This is a genomic window from Streptomyces sp. 71268 (assembly GCF_029392895.1).
Taxonomy (GTDB): Bacteria; Actinomycetota; Actinomycetes; order Streptomycetales; family Streptomycetaceae; genus Streptomyces.
In genome coordinates, this window is sequence record NZ_CP114200.1 from 113,974 (window position 1) to 131,779 (window position 17,806).

Sequence of the window (17,806 nt, forward strand, 5' to 3'; positions counted from 1 at the left end):
GGTGGGGCCGCCCGCGCGCCGCTTCGGTGGGGCCGCCCGCACGCCGCGCCCCCGGCCGGTGGCGCGGCGGGGGTGGCTCACAGCGCGGGGACGCGGACGAAGCGCTCGGCGACGTGCAGGTCGGCCTCGATGGCGTGCGCCGTCGCGCGCAGCGCGGGCAGGACCTCCTCCAGGCAGGCGTCCGGGGTGCGACGGCTGGTGTGCATGCCGACGTTGACCGCGGCCACCGCCCGGCCGGCCCGATCGCGCACCGGCACGGCCAGCGAGCGCAGCCCCTCCTCCAACTCCTCGCTGACCAGCGCGTACCCCACGCGCGCCACCTGTTCCAGGCACGCGGCCAGGTCGGCCGGATCGGTGAGGGTGTGCGGGGTCAGGGCCCGGGGACGGGCGCGGGCGAGGTGGCCGTGGCGCTCGTCGGCCGGCAGGTCGGCGAGCAGCACGCGCCCCATGGAGGTGGCGTACGCCGGGAACCGGGTGCCCAGGGTGATGTTCACGCTCATCACGCGGCCGGTGGCGACCCGGGCCGTGTAGCGGATGTCGTCGCCGTCGAGGACGGCCAGCGACGTCGAGTCGTGCACGCGCCGTACGAGGGTCTTCAGGTGCGGCGCGGCGATCTCGGCGAGGGTGGTGCGCGAGAGCGGCGGGTAGCCGAGGGCCAGCACGCGGGGGGTGGGGCGGAACCGGCCGGCCTCCGAGGCGACGTAGCCCAGGTGTTCCAGGGTGATCAGCGCGCGCCGGGCGGTGGCGCGCGCGAGGCCGGTGGCGCCCGCGATGGCGGCCAGCGTCAACTCGTCCCGGCCCTGGTCGAAGGCGGTGAGGACGGTCAGCCCGCGGGCCAGGGACTCGACGAACCCGGCGCCGAGTTCCTGCTTGGACGCGTGCGTCCAGTCGGCGAGGCCGGCGGCCGGGGCGGCCGGGGTGTGCGGCGCCTCGCGGAGCGCCCGCTCCATGGCCCGGGCCGTGGCGCGGGCGCGCGGCAGCACCGCGCGGCGCAGCGAGGCGACGCTGTGCCGGCTGGTGTGGCTGACGACGCTGAGCGCGCAGGCGGGCCGCCCGTCCGGGGCGCGTACCAGCAGGCCGAGCGCGATCAGGCCGGGCTCGATGCGCTGGTCGTCCTCGGCCCAGCCGCACCGGCCGGCGTGGGCGGCGCGCTCCTCGAACGTCGGGTGCTCGTCCTGGTCCCCGGCCCGGGGCGGGAGCACCGCGGGGAAGTCGGCGCCGTGGTCGCCGGCCGCCCGGGCCGCTCGCCAGTCGGCCCAGCGCTCGGCGGACCACTCGGCGGCGAACAGCGGCCCGGGCGCGGTGCGCTCGACCGGCAGCAGGTCGCCGATGCGGAAGGTGAGCGACATGGCGCGGCGGCGGGTGGTCTGGTGCACGAAGCGGATGCCGTCACCGTCGGGCACGGCGAGCGAGACCGACTCGTCCAGCTCCTCGGCCAGTCGCTCGGCCAGCGGGCCGAGCGGTCCCGGCAGCCCGGTGGCGGCCAGGTAGGCGTTGCCGAGTTCCATCAGGCGCGGGGCGAGGGCGGCCGCGTACTGGTCCAGGCGCAGGTAGCCCATGCGGGCCAGGGTGGCCGCGACGCGGTCGACGGTGGAGCGGGCGAGGCCGGTGACGCGGGCCAGTTCGCCAAGGCTCAGCCGGCCGCCCGCGTCGCTGACGGCGCGCAACACGGCGATGCCCCGCAGCAGCGGTCCGACCGCCTCGGCTGGCGGCGCGGGGTCGGTCGGGCCGGTGGGGTGCTGGGCTGGCATCGGGTTCTCCGGGCGGATCGGGGTGGTGGTCGCGCGCCCGCGCGGGGCGGGCGCCGGGGTGGCGGGTGCGGTAGCGGAGCGTAGCCGCGTCCGGGGCGATCGGGGGTGGCGGGGGCGTTGACAGGCGTGGCGGGGGGATGCAAGCTGTCGCCACATCAATGAACTTTAGTTCATCTGGCGAACGCGAGCGAGACCGAGGCCCGGAGCCCGGTGTTCCCGTCGTGGCGCCAGCTCGGGACAAGGAAGCCCTGTATGGACAAAGTCAGCGCGACCGCCGCCGACGCGGTCGCGGACATCGCGGACAACGCCTCCCTGGCGGTGGGCGGCTTCGGGCTCAGCGGCGTGCCGAACGTGCTGATCGAGGCGGTGCACGCGCGCGGCGTCGGCGGCCTCAGCGTGGTCTCCAACAACTGCGGCGTGGACGGCGGCGGACTCGGCGTCCTGCTCGCCGCGGGCCGCATCGCCCGGGTCACCGGCTCCTACATCGGTGACAACCGCGAGTTCGCCCGCCAGTACCTCGGCGGCGAGCTGGAGGTGGAGTTGGTACCGCAGGGCACGCTCGCGGAGCGGCTGCGCGCCGGCGGCTGCGGCATCCCCGCCTTCTACACGCCGGCCGGCGTCGGCACCCAGGTCGCCGACGGCGGCCTGCCGTGGCGGTACGCGCCGCCGGCCGACCCCGGCGCGCCCGAGGCCGGCTCCCGCGCGGTGGCGCTGCCCTCGCCGGCCAAGGAGGTGCGCGCCTTCGACGGACGGGACTACGTGCTCGAACGCGGCATCCAGACGGACTTCGCGCTGGTACGGGCCGCCCGTGGGGACCGGCACGGCAACCTGGTCTTCCGCCGCGCGGCCCGTAACTTCAACCCGCTGGCGGCGATGGCCGGCCGGATCACCATCGCCGAGGTGGAGGAGCTGGTCGAGCCCGGCGTGCTGGACCCGGACGCGGTGCACGTGCCCGGCGTGTTCGTCCAGCGCGTGCTGGAGCTGACGCCCGAACAGGCGGCGGCCAAGGGGATCGAGCGGCGCACCACCTCCGCGCCGGTGACGCGAGGGACGGTGTGAGGCGCATGGCCTGGACGCGCGAACAGATGGCGGCGCGGGCCGCCGCCGAGCTGAGTGACGGGGCGTACGTCAACCTCGGGATCGGGCTGCCCACGCTCATCCCCGGCCTGTTGCCGGCCGGCGTGGACGTGGTGATCCACTCGGAGAACGGCATCCTGGGCGTGGGCCCCTACCCCGCCCCCGACGACGTCGACCCCGACCTGGTCAACGCGGGCAAGGAGACGGTGACGGTGTTGCCGGGCGCCGCCTTCTTCGACTCCGCGCTCTCCTTCGGCATGATCCGGGGCGGGCACATCGACGTGGCCGTGCTCGGCGCCATGCAGGTCTCGGCCGCGGGCGACCTGGCCAACTGGTCGGTCCCCGGCAAGCTGGTCAAGGGCATGGGCGGGGCGATGGACCTGGTGCACGGCGCCCGCCGGGTCATCGCGCTGACCGACCACCTCGCCAAGGACGGCAGCCCGAAGATCGTCGAGCGCTGCACCCTGCCGCTGACCGGCGCGCGGTGCGTGCACCGCGTCATCACCGACCTCGGCGTGCTCGACGTGACCGACGCGGGCCTGGTCCTGGTGGAGACCGCGCCCGGCGTCACCACGGCGGAGATCGTGCGCCACACGGCCGCGCCCGTGCATGTACCCGCCACCGCACCGTGACCACCCGCCCGCCGCGCCGGCGCCCGTGCCCGCCGGCCGTTCGTACCAGGAGCTGACATGACCGACCGCCTGCGCGACGTGTACGTCGTCGACGCCGTGCGCACCCCGATCGGCAAGTACGGCGGCGCCCTGTCCGGCGTACGCCCTGACGACCTCGCCGCGACGGTGCTGCGGGCCCTCGTCGACCGCGCGCCCGACCTGGACCCGGCCCGCATCGACGACGTGTTCCTCGGCAACGCCAACGGCGCCGGCGAGGAGAACCGCGACGTGGCCCGCATGGCCGTACTGCTGGCCGGGTTGCCGGTCACCGTGCCGGGCACGACGGTCAACCGGCTGTGTGGCTCGGGCATGGAGGCCGTCATCCAGGCGGCCCGCGCCGTGGCGGTCGGCGACGCGTCGATCGCGGTGGCCGGCGGCGTCGAGTCGATGAGCCGCGCCCCCTGGGTGCTGCCCAAGCCCTCCCGTGCCTTCCCCGCCGGCCACCAGGAGCTGTACTCCACGACGCTGGGCTGGCGGATGGTCAACCCGCGGATGCCCAAGGAGTGGACGGTCGCGCTGGGCGAGGGCGCCGAGCTGGTCGCCGACCGGTACGGCGTCGACCGCGCCGCGCAGGACGCGTTCGCGCTGGCCAGCCACGAGAAGGCGGCGCGCGCCTGGCAACAGGGGCACTACGACGCCGAGGTCGTCCCGGTGGCCGGCGTCGAACTCGACCGTGACGAGACCATCCGCCCCGACACCAGCGCCGCCGCGTTGGCACGGCTCAAGCCCGCCTTCCGTACGGACGGCACCGTGACGGCCGGCAACTCCTCGCCGCTCAACGACGGCGCGGCGGCGCTGCTGCTCACCGACGAGGCGGGGCTACGGGCCACCGGGCGCCAGCCGCTGGCCCGGATCGCCGCCTCGGCCGTCACGGGCGTGGAGCCGCAGTACTTCGGCATCGGCCCCGTCACGGCGGTGGAGCGGGCCCTTGACCGGGCCGGCCGCGACCTGGCCGGGCTGCGCACCGTCGAGCTCAACGAGGCGTTCGCCGCCCAGGCGTTGGCCTGTCTCGGCCAGTGGCCGGACCTGGACCCGGCCGTGGTCAACCCGTACGGCGGCGCCATCGCCATCGGGCACCCGCTCGGTGCCTCCGGTGCCCGCGTCGCCGGAGCCGTCGCCCACCAGCTCGCCGCCGCGGGCTCCGGAACCGGCCTGGCCGCGCTGTGCATCGGCGTCGGTCAGGGCCTGGCCCTCGTCCTGGAGAGGTAATCCGTCCCATGTCCCCCGCGTCCCTACCGTCCCAGCGCACCGGCGACGCCGCCCCGAACCCGCGGCCGGCCGGCCCCGGCACGGCGCCGGCGGCCCCGCCCACCCAGCGGGACATCAGCGCGGAGATCGCCGCCGCGCACGCCCGCGCCGCCGCGGCCGTGGCCGCCGGCGCGGCCCCGCCCGACCATCCCCCGCGCGACTTCGCCCCGTACCGCAGCAGCGTCTGGCGCCACCCGCGCCACCCGCTGGTGAGCGTCGGCGACCCGGAGGCCGCCGAGTTGCGCGGCCCGGTCTTCGGCGTCACCGACGTCACCGAGACCGACGCCGACCTCACCCGGCAACACCTGGGCGAGCCGCTCGGTGAGCGCATCACCGTCAGCGGCCGGGTCACCGACCGGGCCGGCCGGCCGGTGCGCGGCCAACTGGTGGAGATCTGGCAGGCCAACGCCTCCGGCCGGTACGCGCACCAGCGCGACCAGCACCCGGCGCCGCTCGACCCGCACTTCACCGGCGTCGGCCGGTGCCTGACCGACGACCTGGGCCGGTACCGCTTCACCACCATCAAGCCGGGCGCCTACCCCTGGCGCAACCACGACAACGCCTGGCGGCCCGCGCACATCCACTTCTCGCTGTTCGGCACGGCCTTCACGCAGCGCCTGGTGACCCAGATGTACTTCCCCGGCGACCCGCTCTTCCCGTACGACCCGATCCTCCAGTCGGTCACCGACCAGGCCGCGCGCGAGCGACTGGTCGCCGCGTACGACCACGCGCTGTCGGTGCCCGAGTGGTCGCTGGGCTACCGCTGGGACATCGTGCTCGACGGCCCGGCCGCCACGCTCCCCGACCCCGAGGAGGGCTCCTGATGCCGCGCCCCACCCCCTCGCAGACCGTCGGCCCCTTCTACGGCTACGCGCTGCCCTTCACCGACGGCGCGCGCCCCGCGCCCCCCGGCCACCCGCACGCGCTCACGCTGCACGGCGTGGTGCGCGACGGGGCGGGTCAGCCCATACCCGACGCGCTGCTGGAGTTGTGGCAGGCCGCCCCGGACGGCTCGCTCGACGGCCACCCCGGCTCGCTGCGCCGCGACCCGGTCACCGGCGGCTTCCTGGGCCGCGACGGCGTGCACTTCACCGGCTTCGCGCGGGTGCCCACCGACGCGGACGGCCACTGGCGCGTGCACACCCTGCGGCCGCCGGCCAGCGCGCCGTACCTGTCGGTGTGCGTGTTCGCCCGCGGGCTGATGCACCATCTGTACACCCGCGCCTACCTGGCCGAGCCGGCCGCCGACGCGCTGCTCGACGCGCTGCCGGCGGAGCGCAGGGCGACGCTGGTCGCCCGCGACGAGGGCGCGGGCGTGCACCGGTTCGACATCCACCTCCAGGGGGAGAAGGAGACGGTCTTCCTTGACTTCGCCCGCTGACCCCGGCCGGCCCCACCCCGCCCCCGCCTCCCAGCCGCGCACCGAGCCGGCCCCCGGCCCCGATCCGGCGACCGCGAGCGGCCCGTACCCCGCGCACCAGCGCGACGTCGGCCTGTTGGCCCCGGTGCGGGCGGCGAGCCCCGTCGACGAGGTCACCAGCGACCACGCCTTCACGCAGGCGATGCTCGACGCCGAGGCCGCCGTGACCCGGGCCCAGGCCGCCGTGGGGCTCGCACCACCGGAGGCCGCGGCCACCGTCACGGCCGTGGCCCGCGCGGACCGGTTCGACCTGGCATCGCTTGCCGACCGCGCCCGCGCGGGCGGCAACCCGGTCATCCCGCTGGTCGCCGACCTCACCCGGGCGGTGGCGGGCGCCCACGCCGAGCACGCGGCGTACGTCCACCGCGGGCCCACCAGCCAGGACATCATGGACACGGCCTGCATGCTGGTTACCGCCGCGAGCCTGGACCTGATCGCCGCCGACCTCGGGCGGACGGCCGACGCGTTCGGCGCGCTGGCCGCCCGGCACCGCGACACGCCGCTGGCCGGCCGCACGCTGACCCAGCACGCGGTGCCCACCACCGTGGGGCTCAAGGTGGCCGGATGGCGCGCGCTGGTGCTGGACGCGTACGAGCGGATCACCCGCGTGCGCGCCGCGCTGCCGGTGCAACTCGGCGGCGCGGCCGGCACGCTGGCCGCCTTCCACGCCTACGCCGATGCGCCGAGCGCCACGCCGGAGCCCGCAGGCGGCGATCCGGGCCTGGCCCTGGTCGCCGCGTACGCCGACGAACTGGGCCTGGCCGCGCCCGAGTTGCCCTGGCACACGCTGCGCACCCCGATCGCCGACACCGGCGCCGCGCTCGCCTTCGGCGCGGGCGCCCTCGGCAAGGTCGCCGGCGACGTGCTGGTGCTGGCCCGTACCGAGATCGGCGAGGTGACCGAGGGCTCGGGCGGCGGCTCGTCGGCCATGCCGCACAAGGCCAACCCGGTGCGGGCCACGCTCGTCGCGGCGGCGGCCCGACAGGTGCCGGCGCTCGCCGGCGTACTGCTGGGCGCGCTGGCCGCGCCGGACGAGCGGGCGGCCGGGCCCTGGCACGCCGAGTGGCAGCCGCTGCGCGACGCCCTGCGCCTGCTGGGCGGGGCCGCGCACACGGCGGCCGAACTCGGCGCGTCGCTGACGGTCAACGCCGACCGGATGCGCGCCAACCTCGGGCTGACCGGCGGCGCGCTGCTCAGCGAACGGCTGGCCGCCGAGCTGGCCCCGTACCTGGGCCGTGGCCCGGCCAAGGCGGCGCTCACCCGGGCCGCGCGGCGGGCCACCGAGGAGGGCACCGACCTGTTCGAGGCGCTGCGCGCCGAGCCCGAGGTGACCGGCGCGCTCCCGGCGGCCCGGCTGCGCGAACTCGCCGAACCCACCGACTACCTGGGCTCGGCCGGCGCCCTCACCGACCGCGCGCTCCGGCGCACCCCCCGCTCCCCGCACCCTGGGCAGGACCCCCGATGACCCTCCTCCACCACCGCGTCGAAGGCCCGGCGCACGCCCCCGCCCTCCTCCTCGGCCCCTCGCTCGGCACCTCCCTGTCCGTCTGGGACCGGCAGGCCGCCGCGCTGGCCCACGACCACCGGGTGGTCCGCTGGGACCTGCCGGGCCACGGCGGTTCGCCCGCCGACGCGCTGCCCGCCGAACCGACCGTGGCCGACCTGGCCGAACAGGTCATCGCCCTCGCCGACGCGCTCGCCATCGACACGTTCGCCTACGCCGGCGTCTCGCTCGGCGGCGCGGTCGGCGCCTGGCTCGCCGCCCACCACCCGCGCCGCGTCAGCGCGCTGGCCCTGCTGTGCACCTCGGCCCGGTTCGGCCCGCCCGAGGCGTGGCACGAGCGGGCCGACACGGTGCGCGCCCGCGGCGTCGGCCCGCTGGCCGACGGCGCCCCGGGCCGCTGGTTCGCGCCCGGCTTCGCCGCCGGCCACGCCGAGACCGTGGCCGCGCTGGTGGCCGACCACCGCGCGGTCAACCCGGCGGCGTACGCGGCGTGTTGCGAGCTGATCGCCCGCCTCGACCTGCGGGCCGAGCTGGCCCGGATCACCGCACCCACCCTCGTCATCGGCGGCCGGGACGACGCCGCGACCCCGCCGGCGCACGCCCGCGCGCTCGCGGACGGCATCCCCGACGCGCACCTGGTCGAGATCGCCCGCGCCGGCCACCTGGCCTGCGTCGAGCGGCCCCGAGCGGTGCTCGCCGCCCTGCGGGCCCACCTGGCCGCCGACCCGGGCGAGCCACCCCCGGCCCGAGAACGGGCCGGCGACAGCTCGGGGGCGTTCTCGCGCGCCGAGGCCATGGCCGTACGCCGCGCCGTGCTCGGCGACGCGCACGTGGACCGCGCCATCGCGCACACCACCGCCTTCACCGCCCGCTTCCAGGACTTCATCACCCGCTACGCCTGGGGCGAGATCTGGACCAGCGACGCGCTGGACCGCCGCACCCGAAGCTGCGTCACGCTCACCGCACTGGTGGCCGGCGGCCACGACGAGGAGCTGGCCATGCACGTCCGCGCCGCGCTGCGCAACGGCCTCAGCCCCGAGGAGATCGGCGCGGTGCTGTTGCAGACGGCCGTCTACTGCGGCGTGCCCGCCGCCAACTCGGCCTTCAAGGTGGCCGACCGCGTGCTGGCCGAGGAGTGGGCCGGCACGCCCACCCCACGCCCCGCGCCACCCGCGGGCCCGGAGGCCAGGGCCTTCGGCGACGACGAGGAGACCCCCTGATGCGTACCACCGTCGGCATCATCGGCGGCGGCCCGGCAGGACTGCTGCTGGGGCGGCTGCTAGACAACGCGGGCATCGACAACGTGGTGCTTGAGCGCCGCGACCGCGCGTACGTCGAGCAGCGCCAGCGGGCGGGCATCCTGGAGCAGCAGACCGCGGACACGCTGCGCGCGGCGGGCGCGGGCGCGCGCATGGACCGCGAGGGGCTGGTGCACCACGGCATCGAGCTGCGCTTCGACCGGGGCGCCCACCGCGTCGACTTCCCCTCGCTCACCGGCGGCCGGGGGGTGGTGGTGTACGCGCAGACCGAGGTGGTCAAGGACCTGATCGCGCTGCGGCTCGCCGACGGCGGCCCGCTGTGCTTCGACGCCGAGGTACGCGCCGTCGAGGGCGTCACCACCGACCGGCCGGTCATCCACTACCGGCACGGCGCCGAGGACCGGAGCCTGACCTGCGACTACGTGGTGGGCTGCGACGGCTTCCACGGCGTGGCGCGCGGGACCATACCGGCGAGCGTGCGTACCACCTACGAGCGCGACTACCCGTACTCCTGGCTCGGCATCCTGGCCCAGGCCGCGCCGGTGTACGAGGAGCTGATCTACGCCCACTCGGCGCGCGGCTTCGCCCTGGCGAGCGTGCGCTCCCCCACCGTCAGCAGGCTCTACCTCCAGGTGCCCAACGGCACCGATCCGGCCGCGTGGCCCGACGAGCGCGTCTGGGACGAGTTGGACGCCCGGTTCGCCGTGGACGACGACCCCGGCTGGAGGCTGGAGCGCGGTCCGGTCACCGCCAAGGCGGTGTTGCCGATGCGCAGCCACGTGACGGAGCCCATGCGCCACGGCCGCCTCTTCCTGGCCGGGGACGCGGCGCACATCGTCCCGCCGACGGGCGCCAAGGGCCTCAACCTCGCGGCGGCCGACGTGACCGTCCTGGCCCGGGCGTTGATCCACCAGCGCGAGACCGGCTCCACCGACCTGTTGGACGCCTACTCCGACACGTGCCTGCGTCGGGTGTGGAGGGCCGAGCACTTCTCGTACCTCATGACCACCACGCTGCACACCGACCCGGCCCACTCGCCCTTCGACACCCGTCTGCAACTCGCGCAGTTGGCACGGATGGTCACCTCGCCGCACGCCGCGGCCGACCTCGCGGACAACTACACGGGGCTGCCCCTGCCGCGTTAGCGCCGTGCCCCGCCGGACGCGGCGGGGCGCGCGTCAGGTGGTGTAGTCGGCGTTGATCCTGATGTAGCCGTCGGTGAGGTCGCAGCCGTAGACGGTGAAGGTCCCGGAGGCGATGCCGAGGTCGACGGCGATCACGACCTCGTCGCCTTCCAGGTGGGTGGTGGCGGCGGCCAGCGTCTCGTCGGTGACGGGGGCCGGGTAGGTCTCCACGTCCCCGAAGTGGATCGCCACCCTGGCCGGGTCGATGTCCAGGTCGTCCTCGCACTTGCCGATCGCCATCGCGACCCGGCCCCAGTTGGGATCGGCGCCGTGCACGGCGGTCTTCACCAGGGGCGAGTTGACGACGGTCTTGCCGACCCGCTTGGCCTGCGCGTCGTCGCGGGCGCCGGTCACCCGCACCTCGATCAGCTTGCCGGCGCCCTCGCCGTCGGCGGCGATCGAGCGCACCAGGTGCAGGGCCGCCTGGTTCAGCACGGCCTCGAACTCGGCTTCGGCCACCGGCCCCGCCAGGCCGTTGGCGAAGATCGCCGCGCTGTCACTGGTCGAGGTGTCGGTGTCGATGCTCAGCGCGTTGAACGTCCGGTCGACCACCCGGCGGAACACCCGGTCCAACACCGGCTGTTCCACCTCGGCGTCGGTGAAGAAGAAGACCAACAGTGTCGCCATGTTCGGCTCGATCATGCCCACGCCCTTGGCGATGGCGGCGATGGTCGCGTCGCCGCACGGGAGCGCCACGTGCTTGGCGACGGTGTCGGTGGTCATGATCGCCCGCGCGGCGGCCTCCAGGTCCGCCTCCGGCAGCGGCCAGCCGAGCCGCGCGAGCCCGGACCTGACCCTGTCCATCGGGTACTGCCGACCGATGACCCCCGTGGAGGCGATCAGCAGTTCCTCGGGCGCGAACCCGGCCGCCTCGGCCACCAGGGCGCGCACCTCGCGCGCGTTGGCCATGCCCTGGGCCCCGGTGGCGACGTTGGCGTTCCGGGCGATGGTCACGATCCCGCGGGCCCGACCCGTCGCCGCCGACTCACGGCTGAGCGTGACGCTGGGCCCGACGAACCGGGACCGCGTGAAGACCGCCGACACGGCGGCGGGCACGTCGGAGACGACGACGGCGAAGTCGTCCGCCTCGTCCTTGATCCCCAGTGCCGCTGTACGACTACGAAAACCCCGTGGGCTGGGTGACGACATGGCTTCGCGTCCTCTCGTCCGAGTGTGCACGGCGGGTCGACCGAGTTACATCTTATGCACTCGGACGCATGAACATGCCTCCAGTCGAGTTCTTTTCCCGAACCAAGAGAAGACCAGGAGCCGTACGCGTGGTCGCTGTTCCATACAATCCTCGCCGTCTCGCGCGCCCACCGCCGAGCGCCCCTCCGCATACTCATGCATCAGCGGTGGCTGGAGGGCAGCCTGTCCGTCGATCCGGCCCGCGCTCTCCCACCGGCCACGGCCGCCCCGCCGCCGGTCGGCGGTCAGGCGCCGGCTTCCGGGGCCTACCTCGCCGGGTGGCGTCTTGCGTAGGCTGGCCCGATGATCGGCGACATCGTGCCGGCGGGGGTGGCCGTGGCGGACTCCTTCGGCGACCTCCCGGACGCCCGACTGCTTCCTGAGGAGGAGGCGGGGGTGCGCAGCGCCATCGACAGGCGGCGTCGCGAGTACACCACCGTTCGCCACCTCGCCCGGCGGGCCATGAGGGACCTGGGGATACCTGTCGTCCCCATCCTGTCCGGCGCTCGGCGTGAACCGCTGTGGCCGTCCGGGGTCGTGGGCAGCATGACGCACTGCGCGGGCTATCGGGCCGCCGCGCTGGGCTTCGACGCCCATCACGCCTCGATCGGCATCGACGCCGAGCCGCACGCTCCCCTCCCCGAAGGGTTGCTCACGAAGGTCGCCCACCCCGACGAGGTGCCACACCTGGCGCGGCTGGCGGCCGCGCGCCCCGAGGTCCACTGGGACCGGCTCCTCTTCAGCGCCAAGGAGGCCGTCTACAAGGCGTGGTATCCGCTGGCGCGGCGGTGGCTCGGTTTCCAGGAGGCGCGGCTCACGTTCGACCCGGCCTCCGACGGCTTCACCGCCGAACTGCGGCAGACCGGCCCCGTGGTCGCGGGGGCTCCGCTCACCCGCATGTCCGGGCGGTGGCACGTACGCGGTGGGCTGGTCGTCGCGGCCGTCACCATCGGCCAGGCGCCCAGCGAAACCGAGGCCGCCGCGCGCGGTCGGTAGCGCGCTCGACTGGCGAGTCCCTGGCCCGCCTCCCCCATCTCGCGGGGCCTCGCCACGCCGGCCACGGGAGCACCCTGCGCGCCGCGCGTGCCCTCTGACGGCACAATGCGGGTATGCCGCGTTCCTTTGAGGATCTTGTCGCCGAGGCCGCGTCCGTGTCCGTGGACGGGTGGGACTTCTCCTGGCTAACGGGGCGGGCCAGCGAGGAGCGCCCGTCGTGGGGGTACCAGCGGTTGATGAGCCGGCGGCTGGCGACCGTGTCGGCGGGGTTGGACGTGCAGACCGGCGGCGGTGAGGTGCTGGCCGAGGCGGAGACGTTGCCCCCCACGATGGCGGCCACCGAGTCCTGGCCTCCCAACGCGGCCAAGGCGACCAGGCTGCTGCACCCACGTGGGGTGGTGCTCGTCGCCGTCCCGGACGAGCCGCCGCTGCCGTTCGCCGACGACGCGTTCGACCTGGTGACCAGCCGCCATCCCACCACCGTGTACTGGGCGGAGATCGCCCGGGTGCTACGCCCTGGCGGCACCTACCTCGCCCAGCACGTCGGGCCCGCCAGCGTGTGGGAGCTGGTGGAGTACTTCCTCGGGCCACAGCCGAAGGCGCGCCGCGCGCGTCACCCCGATGACGAGAGCGCCGCGGCGCGGACCGCCGGACTGGAGGTCGTGGACGTGCGCGCGGAGCGGCTGCGGATGGAGTTCTTCGACGTCGGCGCCGTCGTCTACTTCCTCCGCAAGGTGGTGTGGACGGTGCCCGGCTTCACCGTCGACCGCTACCGCGACCGGTTGCGCGCCCTGCACCAGCGGATCGAGGCCGACGGCCCGTTCATCGCCCACTCCTCCCGAACCCTCATCGAAGCCCGCAAGCCCGACCGCGCCTGAGGCCCCGGCCGACCGCCTCGCGGCCGGGAACGACGACCAGCCCGGCGGACCCTCGGCCCAGCGGGCATGTGGGGGTACTCCGGCCGTGGCCGGCGCCGGTCGATGCGGCAGGGTGGGGACATGACTACGTACGAGACGATGCCGTTCCACCTGGAGACCGAGCGACTGGTACTGCGGCCGTGGGAGGAGTCGGACGCCGCCGAGCTCCGCGCCCTGCACTCCGAACGCGGCACGGGGACACACACGGTTGAGTACGTGCGGGCGGACATCGCCGAGCAACTCGCCGCGACGGCGACCACGGGCATCGCCCTGCTGCCCATCCAACGCCGCGCCGAGGGCGACTTCATCGGCTACTGCGGGCTGATCATCGGCCGCACCACGTTGGAGGAGCCCGAGATCGCGTACGAGCTGTTCCAGCGCGTGCACGGGCACGGCTACGCCACCGAGGCGGCCCGGGCGGTGCTCGACGCGGCGGCGGCGACCGGGCGGAAAAGGCTCTGGTCGACGGTCGGCACGTGGAACGCCCCCTCGCTCCGCGTTCTGGAGAAGCTCGGGTTCGAGCGGGACCGCGTCACCATGGAGAAGAACGGCAAGGTGGCCTGGCTCACCCGCACGTTGCCGTGAGCGGTCTGAGGGGCGGGGCGGCGGGTCGCCGGGTCAGCGGCTTGCCGACTTGACGGCTCGCCGAGTCGGTGGGTTGCCGGGCGGGTTGAGCGCGGGGCCCAAACGCGCGCGGGGCCGGCGCGTACCCACCGCGTCGGCCCCGTCCGCCCCGCCCCGGGCTCAGGCGCGGCCCGGCACCCGGCCCAGGGTGCGGATCGGGCGCGCCGCCAGGAGGGCCGCCGCGGTCAGCAGGGCGACCACGACACCCACCAGGAGCACCTCGTCGGTGCCGAACGCCCCCACGGCCGGGCCGGCCAACGCGCTGCCGACCGGGAACATGCCGACGGAGCCCGCGACCTCGTAGGCGTGCACCCGGTTGAGCACCTCGCCCGGCACCTGGGTCTGCACGCTGGTGGCCCACATCACGCCCCAGAAGGTGATGCCGATACCGACCGCGACCTGGGCGACGGCCAACAGCCAGACCGGCCAGTCGAGCACGATGCCGAGCGGGTAGAGCGGGTAGGCCAGCATCGCCACGGCGCCGGCGGCCAGCGGCCGGTCGGGCTTGTAGCGCATCGCCAGCACGCCGCCGGCCACGGTGCCCGCGCCGAAGGCGCAGTTGAGCAGGCCGAAGGCGGTGGCGCCGTGCTCGGGCACGATCACGCCGGCGGCGATGGACAGTTGCGGGCCCCAGGAGAGCACGGCGAAGAACATCCAGATCGCGATCACGCCCCACAGCCAGTTACGGGAGCGGAACTCCTGCCAGCCGACCACGAGGTTGCGGCCGAAGCTCTCGTCGGCCGGCGGGGCGGGCACCACCCCGAGCCGGAGCGCGAACAGGCAGCACGCGCTGGTGCCGTAGGCGACGGCGGATATCACCATCACCCACTCAGTGGCGGCGGTGCCCACCAGCACACCGGCCAGAGCCGGGCCGCCCAGCGCGGTGAACGCCTCGGAGATGCGCAGCACGCCGTTGGCGCCCTGCACGTCGCGGGAGACCAGCGGGACGGTCGACGAGGCGCCCGGCTGGAACATCGCGTTGGCGACGCCGGCCACCACCAGCAGCGTGTACAGGTGCCACAGGTGGTCGATGCCGTAGGCGAAGAGGAGGGCGAGCAGTACGTGGGCGGTCAGGTTGGACAGGTCGGCGGCGATCATCATGCGGCGCGCGGTGAAGCGGTCGGCCAGCACGCCGCCGAAGATGACCAGGCCGGCGAAGGGGCCCACCAGGAAGGCCATCGCGTACCCGGCGGTGCTCAGGCTGTAGTCGGAGCTGAGCAGTCCGGCCGTGACCGCGACGGGGAGCATGGCCCAGCCGAGGAGGCCCGCGCTGCGGGCGGTGAAGTAGAACTGGAAGTTACGGGTCCAGATCGCCGGTTCCCCGGCCTGCGGCGCCTCGGCGGGCCGGTCCTGGGTCTGCGAAGACGTACCCGCCGCAGTGTGGTCTGCCGAGCGATCTTTCATGACTCTTCAGTTCTCCAGCCGTAGTTCGTGTCTCGTGGTCTTCGTGGTCTTCGTGATCGGGCGTGGGTCGTCGTGGTCGAGGGAGGCGGGCCGTCGGGGACGATCGGCGCGGGTCAGGCGCGGCCGGCCGCCGACGGTCGGCTGACCTCGGCCTGGGTGGGTGGCGTGAACAGGTCGTGCAGGGTGACCGGCTCCAGGCCGCGGTCCAGCAGGCCCTCGATGAGCGAGGGAAGGGCCCGTACGGTCTGGCTGCGGTCGCCGGCGCCCTCGTGCATGAGCACCACCGAGCCCGGCCGGGCGGTCGCCAGGACGGACTCGGTGATCCGCTCCGGACCGGGCCTGGACCAGTCGCGGGAGTCCACGTCCCACAGCGTGAGGGTGGTCGGGTGGTCGGCCAGGGTGGCCAGCACCTCCGGGCTGAGGCCGCCGTACGGGGGTCGGAAGTGGGTCGGGGCCTGGCCGGTCACCCGGGCCACCTCGGTCGCCGTCCGGTCGAGTTGCTCGCGCAGTTGGTCCGGGGTGAGGTCCGGGAGGAAGGGGTGTGACCAGGAGTGGTTGCCCACCTCGTGGCCGGCGTCGGCGATCCGGCGCACCTCGTCGGGCAGCGCCGCGACGTGGTGCCCCACGCAGAAGAAGGTCGCCCGGGCGTCGTACCGTGCCAGGATCTCCAGGACCTGGCGGGTGTAGACCGGGTCGGGTCCGTCGTCGAAGGTGAGCGCGACGCGCGGGGCGTCCCGGCGGCCGTGCTCGACGCAGCGTCCGGAGGCCACCAGCGCCGCCCGCATCGGCTCGCTGCGCCGCACGCCGTCGTCGTACTCCTCGGCGCGGCCGGTCAGGCTGCCGCCCTCCGCGGTCACCCGGGCCAGCGCGTCGGGTGCGCTGCGGGCCCGCTCCGCCAGTTCCCTGGCCGTGACGGAACCGAACGACGGCCGGGCCGGGAGCAGCCAGGGGTCGGCGCGGTAGACGTCGAGGCCGGCCGCCGTCATCGGCCCGTCGAGCAGGCCGTTGGTGCTCTCCAGGACCACGGCCACGGGCGCTTCCTCGCCCAGCTCCGTCAGCCAGGCCATGAGCCGCGCGACCTGGGCGGCTCCCCAGTCGCTCGGCTCGACCACCCGTCGCCCGGCCCCGTCCAGGACCTCCACCTGGTAGCCCGTGCCCGCCCAGGCGATCCCCGCGTACCGCGTGCTCATCCCTCACCCCGTGCTATCGCCTCGGCGACCACCAGCTCCTCGACCCCCCGCAGGAAGCGTTCCATCCCCTCGCGGGAGATGACCGCCGGGTCGGCGGTCATGGCGAGTTCCAGGGCGCCGGGGGCGGTCAGCGCGTCCACCGCGATCGAGACGTTCACCCGGGGCAGGAACTCGGTCGGCCACGTCAGTTCCGTCTGGTCGAGCAGTTCGCGCAGCGGGGCCGACGGGCGCTCCACCGTGTCGAACGGTCCGTCGCTCGGGTCCCGGGTGTCGTTCCACCAGCACGAGTGGTCGCCCGCCTCGCCCCGCTCGACCATTGCCGCCACCTCCCGGTCCAGCGCCCACTTGTCGTACCCGGCGTGCCGGAACGCGCTGAACGACACGGACCGCGTCCGCCGTACCGCCTCCTCGAAGTCCTTGTCCGCGTCGGTCAGCAGGAACACGGCCTCCTGCGCCATGGTGCTGACCGACTCGGCGGCGGCCGGCTGGAAGCGGTTGCTCACCACCACCTGGAAGAGCACGTCGCTGCTGCCCGACACCCTGGCCAACTGGTGGGAGGCCGCTCCCAGCAGCACGGCGGCGTCGCTCACCCCCAGCTCCGTCGCGACCCGCTCGGCGGCGACCGCCAGCGCGGGCGAGCGCAGCAGCGCGTTGGGGAACAGCCGGCCCGGCTCGGTCCTCGCCAGTTCCGGCGCCGCGGGGTCGCGGAAGATGCGTCGGGGGCCGGCGGCCAGGCGCTCGCACCAGTAGCGCCGGGCTCCGGCGTCCTTGCGCCGGCCGAGCGCGGACGCCTGGTGTGCCGCGGCTTCCAGGGGCTGGAGCGCGGGGCGGGCCTTGAGCAGGGCCTCGGCGGTCTCGCCCGCTGAGATCAACTCCAGGTCGCGCAGCATGCGGCCCTCACCCCACAGGTCCATCGCGGTGTGCGACGCCGCCAGTACGAGCCGGTGGACCTGGTCCTGGCACTCCACGAGGCCGACCCGGAACGGCCACTCGCGCGCGTGGTCGAAGGAGCGACCCGCCAACTCCTCCATCAGCGCCGCGCCGACCTCGGGCGCCTGCTCCACCTGGCACGTCCGTACCGCGACGGGCAGCTCGCCGGTCCCGTCCACGACCTGTTCCAGGCCGTCCGCGCCGTCGGGCAGCAGCCTGGTGTGCAGGCTGTCGTGCATCCGCAGCAGCTCCGTCAGGTCCGCCAGTACCCGGGCGGCGGGGCGCGGCGGGTTGAGGGGGAGGTCGAGCCGCAGGTTGTAGCGGGGGGCGTCGTCGCCGAGTCGGGTGACGACCCCCCAGATCGCCCGCTGCCCCCAGGTGGCCGGGCCCGTCCCCGCCCGCGCGGACTCCAGTGTGATGGTCCGCTCCTCGACCGTGGTCAT

The 17,806-nt window shown here is 75.1% G+C and carries 16 protein-coding genes; 11 read left to right on the plus strand and 5 right to left on the minus strand.

Going from position 1 to position 17,806, the window contains the following annotated elements; genetic code table 11:
- Positions 1–77: 77 nt before the first annotated feature.
- A complete protein-coding gene (locus OYE22_RS00505) occupies positions 78–1,751 on the minus strand; it encodes an IclR family transcriptional regulator C-terminal domain-containing protein (protein WP_277318502.1) in 1,674 nt (557 codons plus the stop codon).
- 252 nt (positions 1,752–2,003) lie between these two features.
- Between OYE22_RS00505 and OYE22_RS00510 the strand changes: the two genes are divergently transcribed.
- The 8 genes from OYE22_RS00510 to OYE22_RS00545 all read left to right on the plus strand — a co-directional run bounded on the left by OYE22_RS00510 (position 2,004) and on the right by OYE22_RS00545 (position 10,075).
- Positions 2,004–2,810 (plus strand): CoA transferase subunit A, encoded by an 807-nt coding sequence (locus OYE22_RS00510; protein ID WP_277318503.1) that lies wholly within the window; start codon positions 2,004–2,006, stop codon positions 2,808–2,810.
- 5 nt (positions 2,811–2,815) lie between these two features.
- Complete coding sequence (locus OYE22_RS00515) at positions 2,816–3,460, plus strand: CoA transferase subunit B (RefSeq protein WP_277318504.1); 645 nt, start codon at positions 2,816–2,818, stop codon at positions 3,458–3,460.
- Between the two features lie 57 nt (positions 3,461–3,517).
- Positions 3,518–4,708 (plus strand): acetyl-CoA C-acyltransferase, encoded by a 1,191-nt coding sequence (locus OYE22_RS00520; protein WP_277318505.1) that lies wholly within the window; start codon positions 3,518–3,520, stop codon positions 4,706–4,708.
- Between the two features lie 8 nt (positions 4,709–4,716).
- Positions 4,717–5,571, plus strand: a complete 855-nt coding sequence (gene pcaH / locus OYE22_RS00525) for a protocatechuate 3,4-dioxygenase subunit beta (RefSeq protein ID WP_277318506.1) — start codon at positions 4,717–4,719, stop codon at positions 5,569–5,571.
- On the plus strand, positions 5,571–6,128 hold the full coding sequence (pcaG, locus tag OYE22_RS00530; RefSeq protein WP_277318507.1) for a protocatechuate 3,4-dioxygenase subunit alpha: 558 nt from the start codon (positions 5,571–5,573) through the stop codon (positions 6,126–6,128). The genes pcaH and pcaG overlap by 1 nt, the downstream gene beginning before the upstream one ends.
- A gap of 112 nt (positions 6,129–6,240) precedes the next feature.
- Positions 6,241–7,632 (plus strand): 3-carboxy-cis,cis-muconate cycloisomerase, encoded by a 1,392-nt coding sequence (pcaB, locus tag OYE22_RS00535; protein WP_277323926.1) that lies wholly within the window; start codon positions 6,241–6,243, stop codon positions 7,630–7,632.
- A complete protein-coding gene (gene pcaD / locus OYE22_RS00540) occupies positions 7,629–8,891 on the plus strand; it encodes a 3-oxoadipate enol-lactonase (protein ID WP_277318508.1) in 1,263 nt (420 codons plus the stop codon). The genes pcaB and pcaD overlap by 4 nt, the downstream gene beginning before the upstream one ends.
- Positions 8,891–10,075: a 4-hydroxybenzoate 3-monooxygenase gene (locus OYE22_RS00545; protein ID WP_277318509.1), complete on the plus strand. Its 1,185-nt coding sequence runs from the start codon at positions 8,891–8,893 to the stop codon at positions 10,073–10,075. Before pcaD ends, OYE22_RS00545 begins: the two co-directional genes overlap by 1 nt.
- Before the next feature lie 33 nt (positions 10,076–10,108).
- Here OYE22_RS00545 and argJ read toward each other — a convergent pair whose 3' ends face one another.
- Complete coding sequence (gene argJ / locus OYE22_RS00550) at positions 10,109–11,263, minus strand: bifunctional glutamate N-acetyltransferase/amino-acid acetyltransferase ArgJ (protein ID WP_277318510.1); 1,155 nt, start codon at positions 11,261–11,263, stop codon at positions 10,109–10,111.
- Positions 11,264–11,605: 342 nt separating this feature from the next.
- On the opposite strand from argJ, the gene OYE22_RS00555 reads away from it, so the two are divergent.
- The 3 genes from OYE22_RS00555 (at position 11,606) to OYE22_RS00565 (ending at position 13,800) form a co-directional block, all read left to right on the plus strand.
- Positions 11,606–12,298 (plus strand): 4'-phosphopantetheinyl transferase superfamily protein, encoded by a 693-nt coding sequence (locus OYE22_RS00555; protein WP_277318511.1) that lies wholly within the window; start codon positions 11,606–11,608, stop codon positions 12,296–12,298.
- Positions 12,299–12,411: 113 nt separating this feature from the next.
- Positions 12,412–13,176 (plus strand): class I SAM-dependent methyltransferase, encoded by a 765-nt coding sequence (locus OYE22_RS00560; RefSeq protein WP_277318512.1) that lies wholly within the window; start codon positions 12,412–12,414, stop codon positions 13,174–13,176.
- Between the two features lie 120 nt (positions 13,177–13,296).
- Positions 13,297–13,800 carry a GNAT family N-acetyltransferase gene (locus OYE22_RS00565; RefSeq protein WP_277318513.1) on the plus strand — a complete coding sequence of 168 codons (504 nt, stop codon included), beginning with the start codon at positions 13,297–13,299 and terminating at the stop codon, positions 13,798–13,800.
- A 159-nt stretch (positions 13,801–13,959) separates the two neighbouring features.
- Here OYE22_RS00565 and OYE22_RS00570 read toward each other — a convergent pair whose 3' ends face one another.
- From OYE22_RS00570 to OYE22_RS00580, 3 genes are all read right to left on the minus strand, one after another.
- Positions 13,960–15,243: an MFS transporter gene (locus OYE22_RS00570; RefSeq protein WP_277318514.1), complete on the minus strand. Its 1,284-nt coding sequence runs from the start codon at positions 15,241–15,243 to the stop codon at positions 13,960–13,962.
- Between the two features lie 113 nt (positions 15,244–15,356).
- Complete coding sequence (locus OYE22_RS00575) at positions 15,357–16,433, minus strand: polysaccharide deacetylase family protein (RefSeq protein ID WP_277318515.1); 1,077 nt, start codon at positions 16,431–16,433, stop codon at positions 15,357–15,359.
- On the minus strand, positions 16,430–17,806 hold the full coding sequence (locus OYE22_RS00580) for a condensation domain-containing protein (RefSeq protein WP_277318516.1): 1,377 nt from the start codon (positions 17,804–17,806) through the stop codon (positions 16,430–16,432). The genes OYE22_RS00575 and OYE22_RS00580 overlap by 4 nt, the downstream gene beginning before the upstream one ends.

What these genes read in the sequence shown, in the direction of transcription:
- OYE22_RS00580 (WP_277318516.1), bottom strand. Translation starts at nt 17,806, where the DNA reads ATGACCACGGTCGAGGAGCGGACCATCACACTGGAGTCCGCGCGGGCG.
- OYE22_RS00515 (WP_277318504.1), top strand. Translation starts at nt 2,816, where the DNA reads ATGGCCTGGACGCGCGAACAGATGGCGGCGCGGGCCGCCGCCGAGCTG.
- OYE22_RS00545 (WP_277318509.1), top strand. Translation starts at nt 8,891, where the DNA reads ATGCGTACCACCGTCGGCATCATCGGCGGCGGCCCGGCAGGACTGCTG.
- OYE22_RS00510 (WP_277318503.1), top strand. Translation starts at nt 2,004, where the DNA reads ATGGACAAAGTCAGCGCGACCGCCGCCGACGCGGTCGCGGACATCGCG.
- pcaD (WP_277318508.1), top strand. Translation starts at nt 7,629, where the DNA reads ATGACCCTCCTCCACCACCGCGTCGAAGGCCCGGCGCACGCCCCCGCC.
- OYE22_RS00575 (WP_277318515.1), bottom strand. Translation starts at nt 16,433, where the DNA reads ATGAGCACGCGGTACGCGGGGATCGCCTGGGCGGGCACGGGCTACCAG.
- OYE22_RS00520 (WP_277318505.1), top strand. Translation starts at nt 3,518, where the DNA reads ATGACCGACCGCCTGCGCGACGTGTACGTCGTCGACGCCGTGCGCACC.
- OYE22_RS00505 (WP_277318502.1), bottom strand. Translation starts at nt 1,751, where the DNA reads ATGCCAGCCCAGCACCCCACCGGCCCGACCGACCCCGCGCCGCCAGCC.
- OYE22_RS00565 (WP_277318513.1), top strand. Translation starts at nt 13,297, where the DNA reads ATGACTACGTACGAGACGATGCCGTTCCACCTGGAGACCGAGCGACTG.
- OYE22_RS00560 (WP_277318512.1), top strand. Translation starts at nt 12,412, where the DNA reads ATGCCGCGTTCCTTTGAGGATCTTGTCGCCGAGGCCGCGTCCGTGTCC.
- pcaG (WP_277318507.1), top strand. Translation starts at nt 5,571, where the DNA reads ATGCCGCGCCCCACCCCCTCGCAGACCGTCGGCCCCTTCTACGGCTAC.
- OYE22_RS00555 (WP_277318511.1), top strand. Translation starts at nt 11,606, where the DNA reads ATGATCGGCGACATCGTGCCGGCGGGGGTGGCCGTGGCGGACTCCTTC.
- pcaH (WP_277318506.1), top strand. Translation starts at nt 4,717, where the DNA reads ATGTCCCCCGCGTCCCTACCGTCCCAGCGCACCGGCGACGCCGCCCCG.
- argJ (WP_277318510.1), bottom strand. Translation starts at nt 11,263, where the DNA reads ATGTCGTCACCCAGCCCACGGGGTTTTCGTAGTCGTACAGCGGCACTG.
- OYE22_RS00570 (WP_277318514.1), bottom strand. Translation starts at nt 15,243, where the DNA reads ATGAAAGATCGCTCGGCAGACCACACTGCGGCGGGTACGTCTTCGCAG.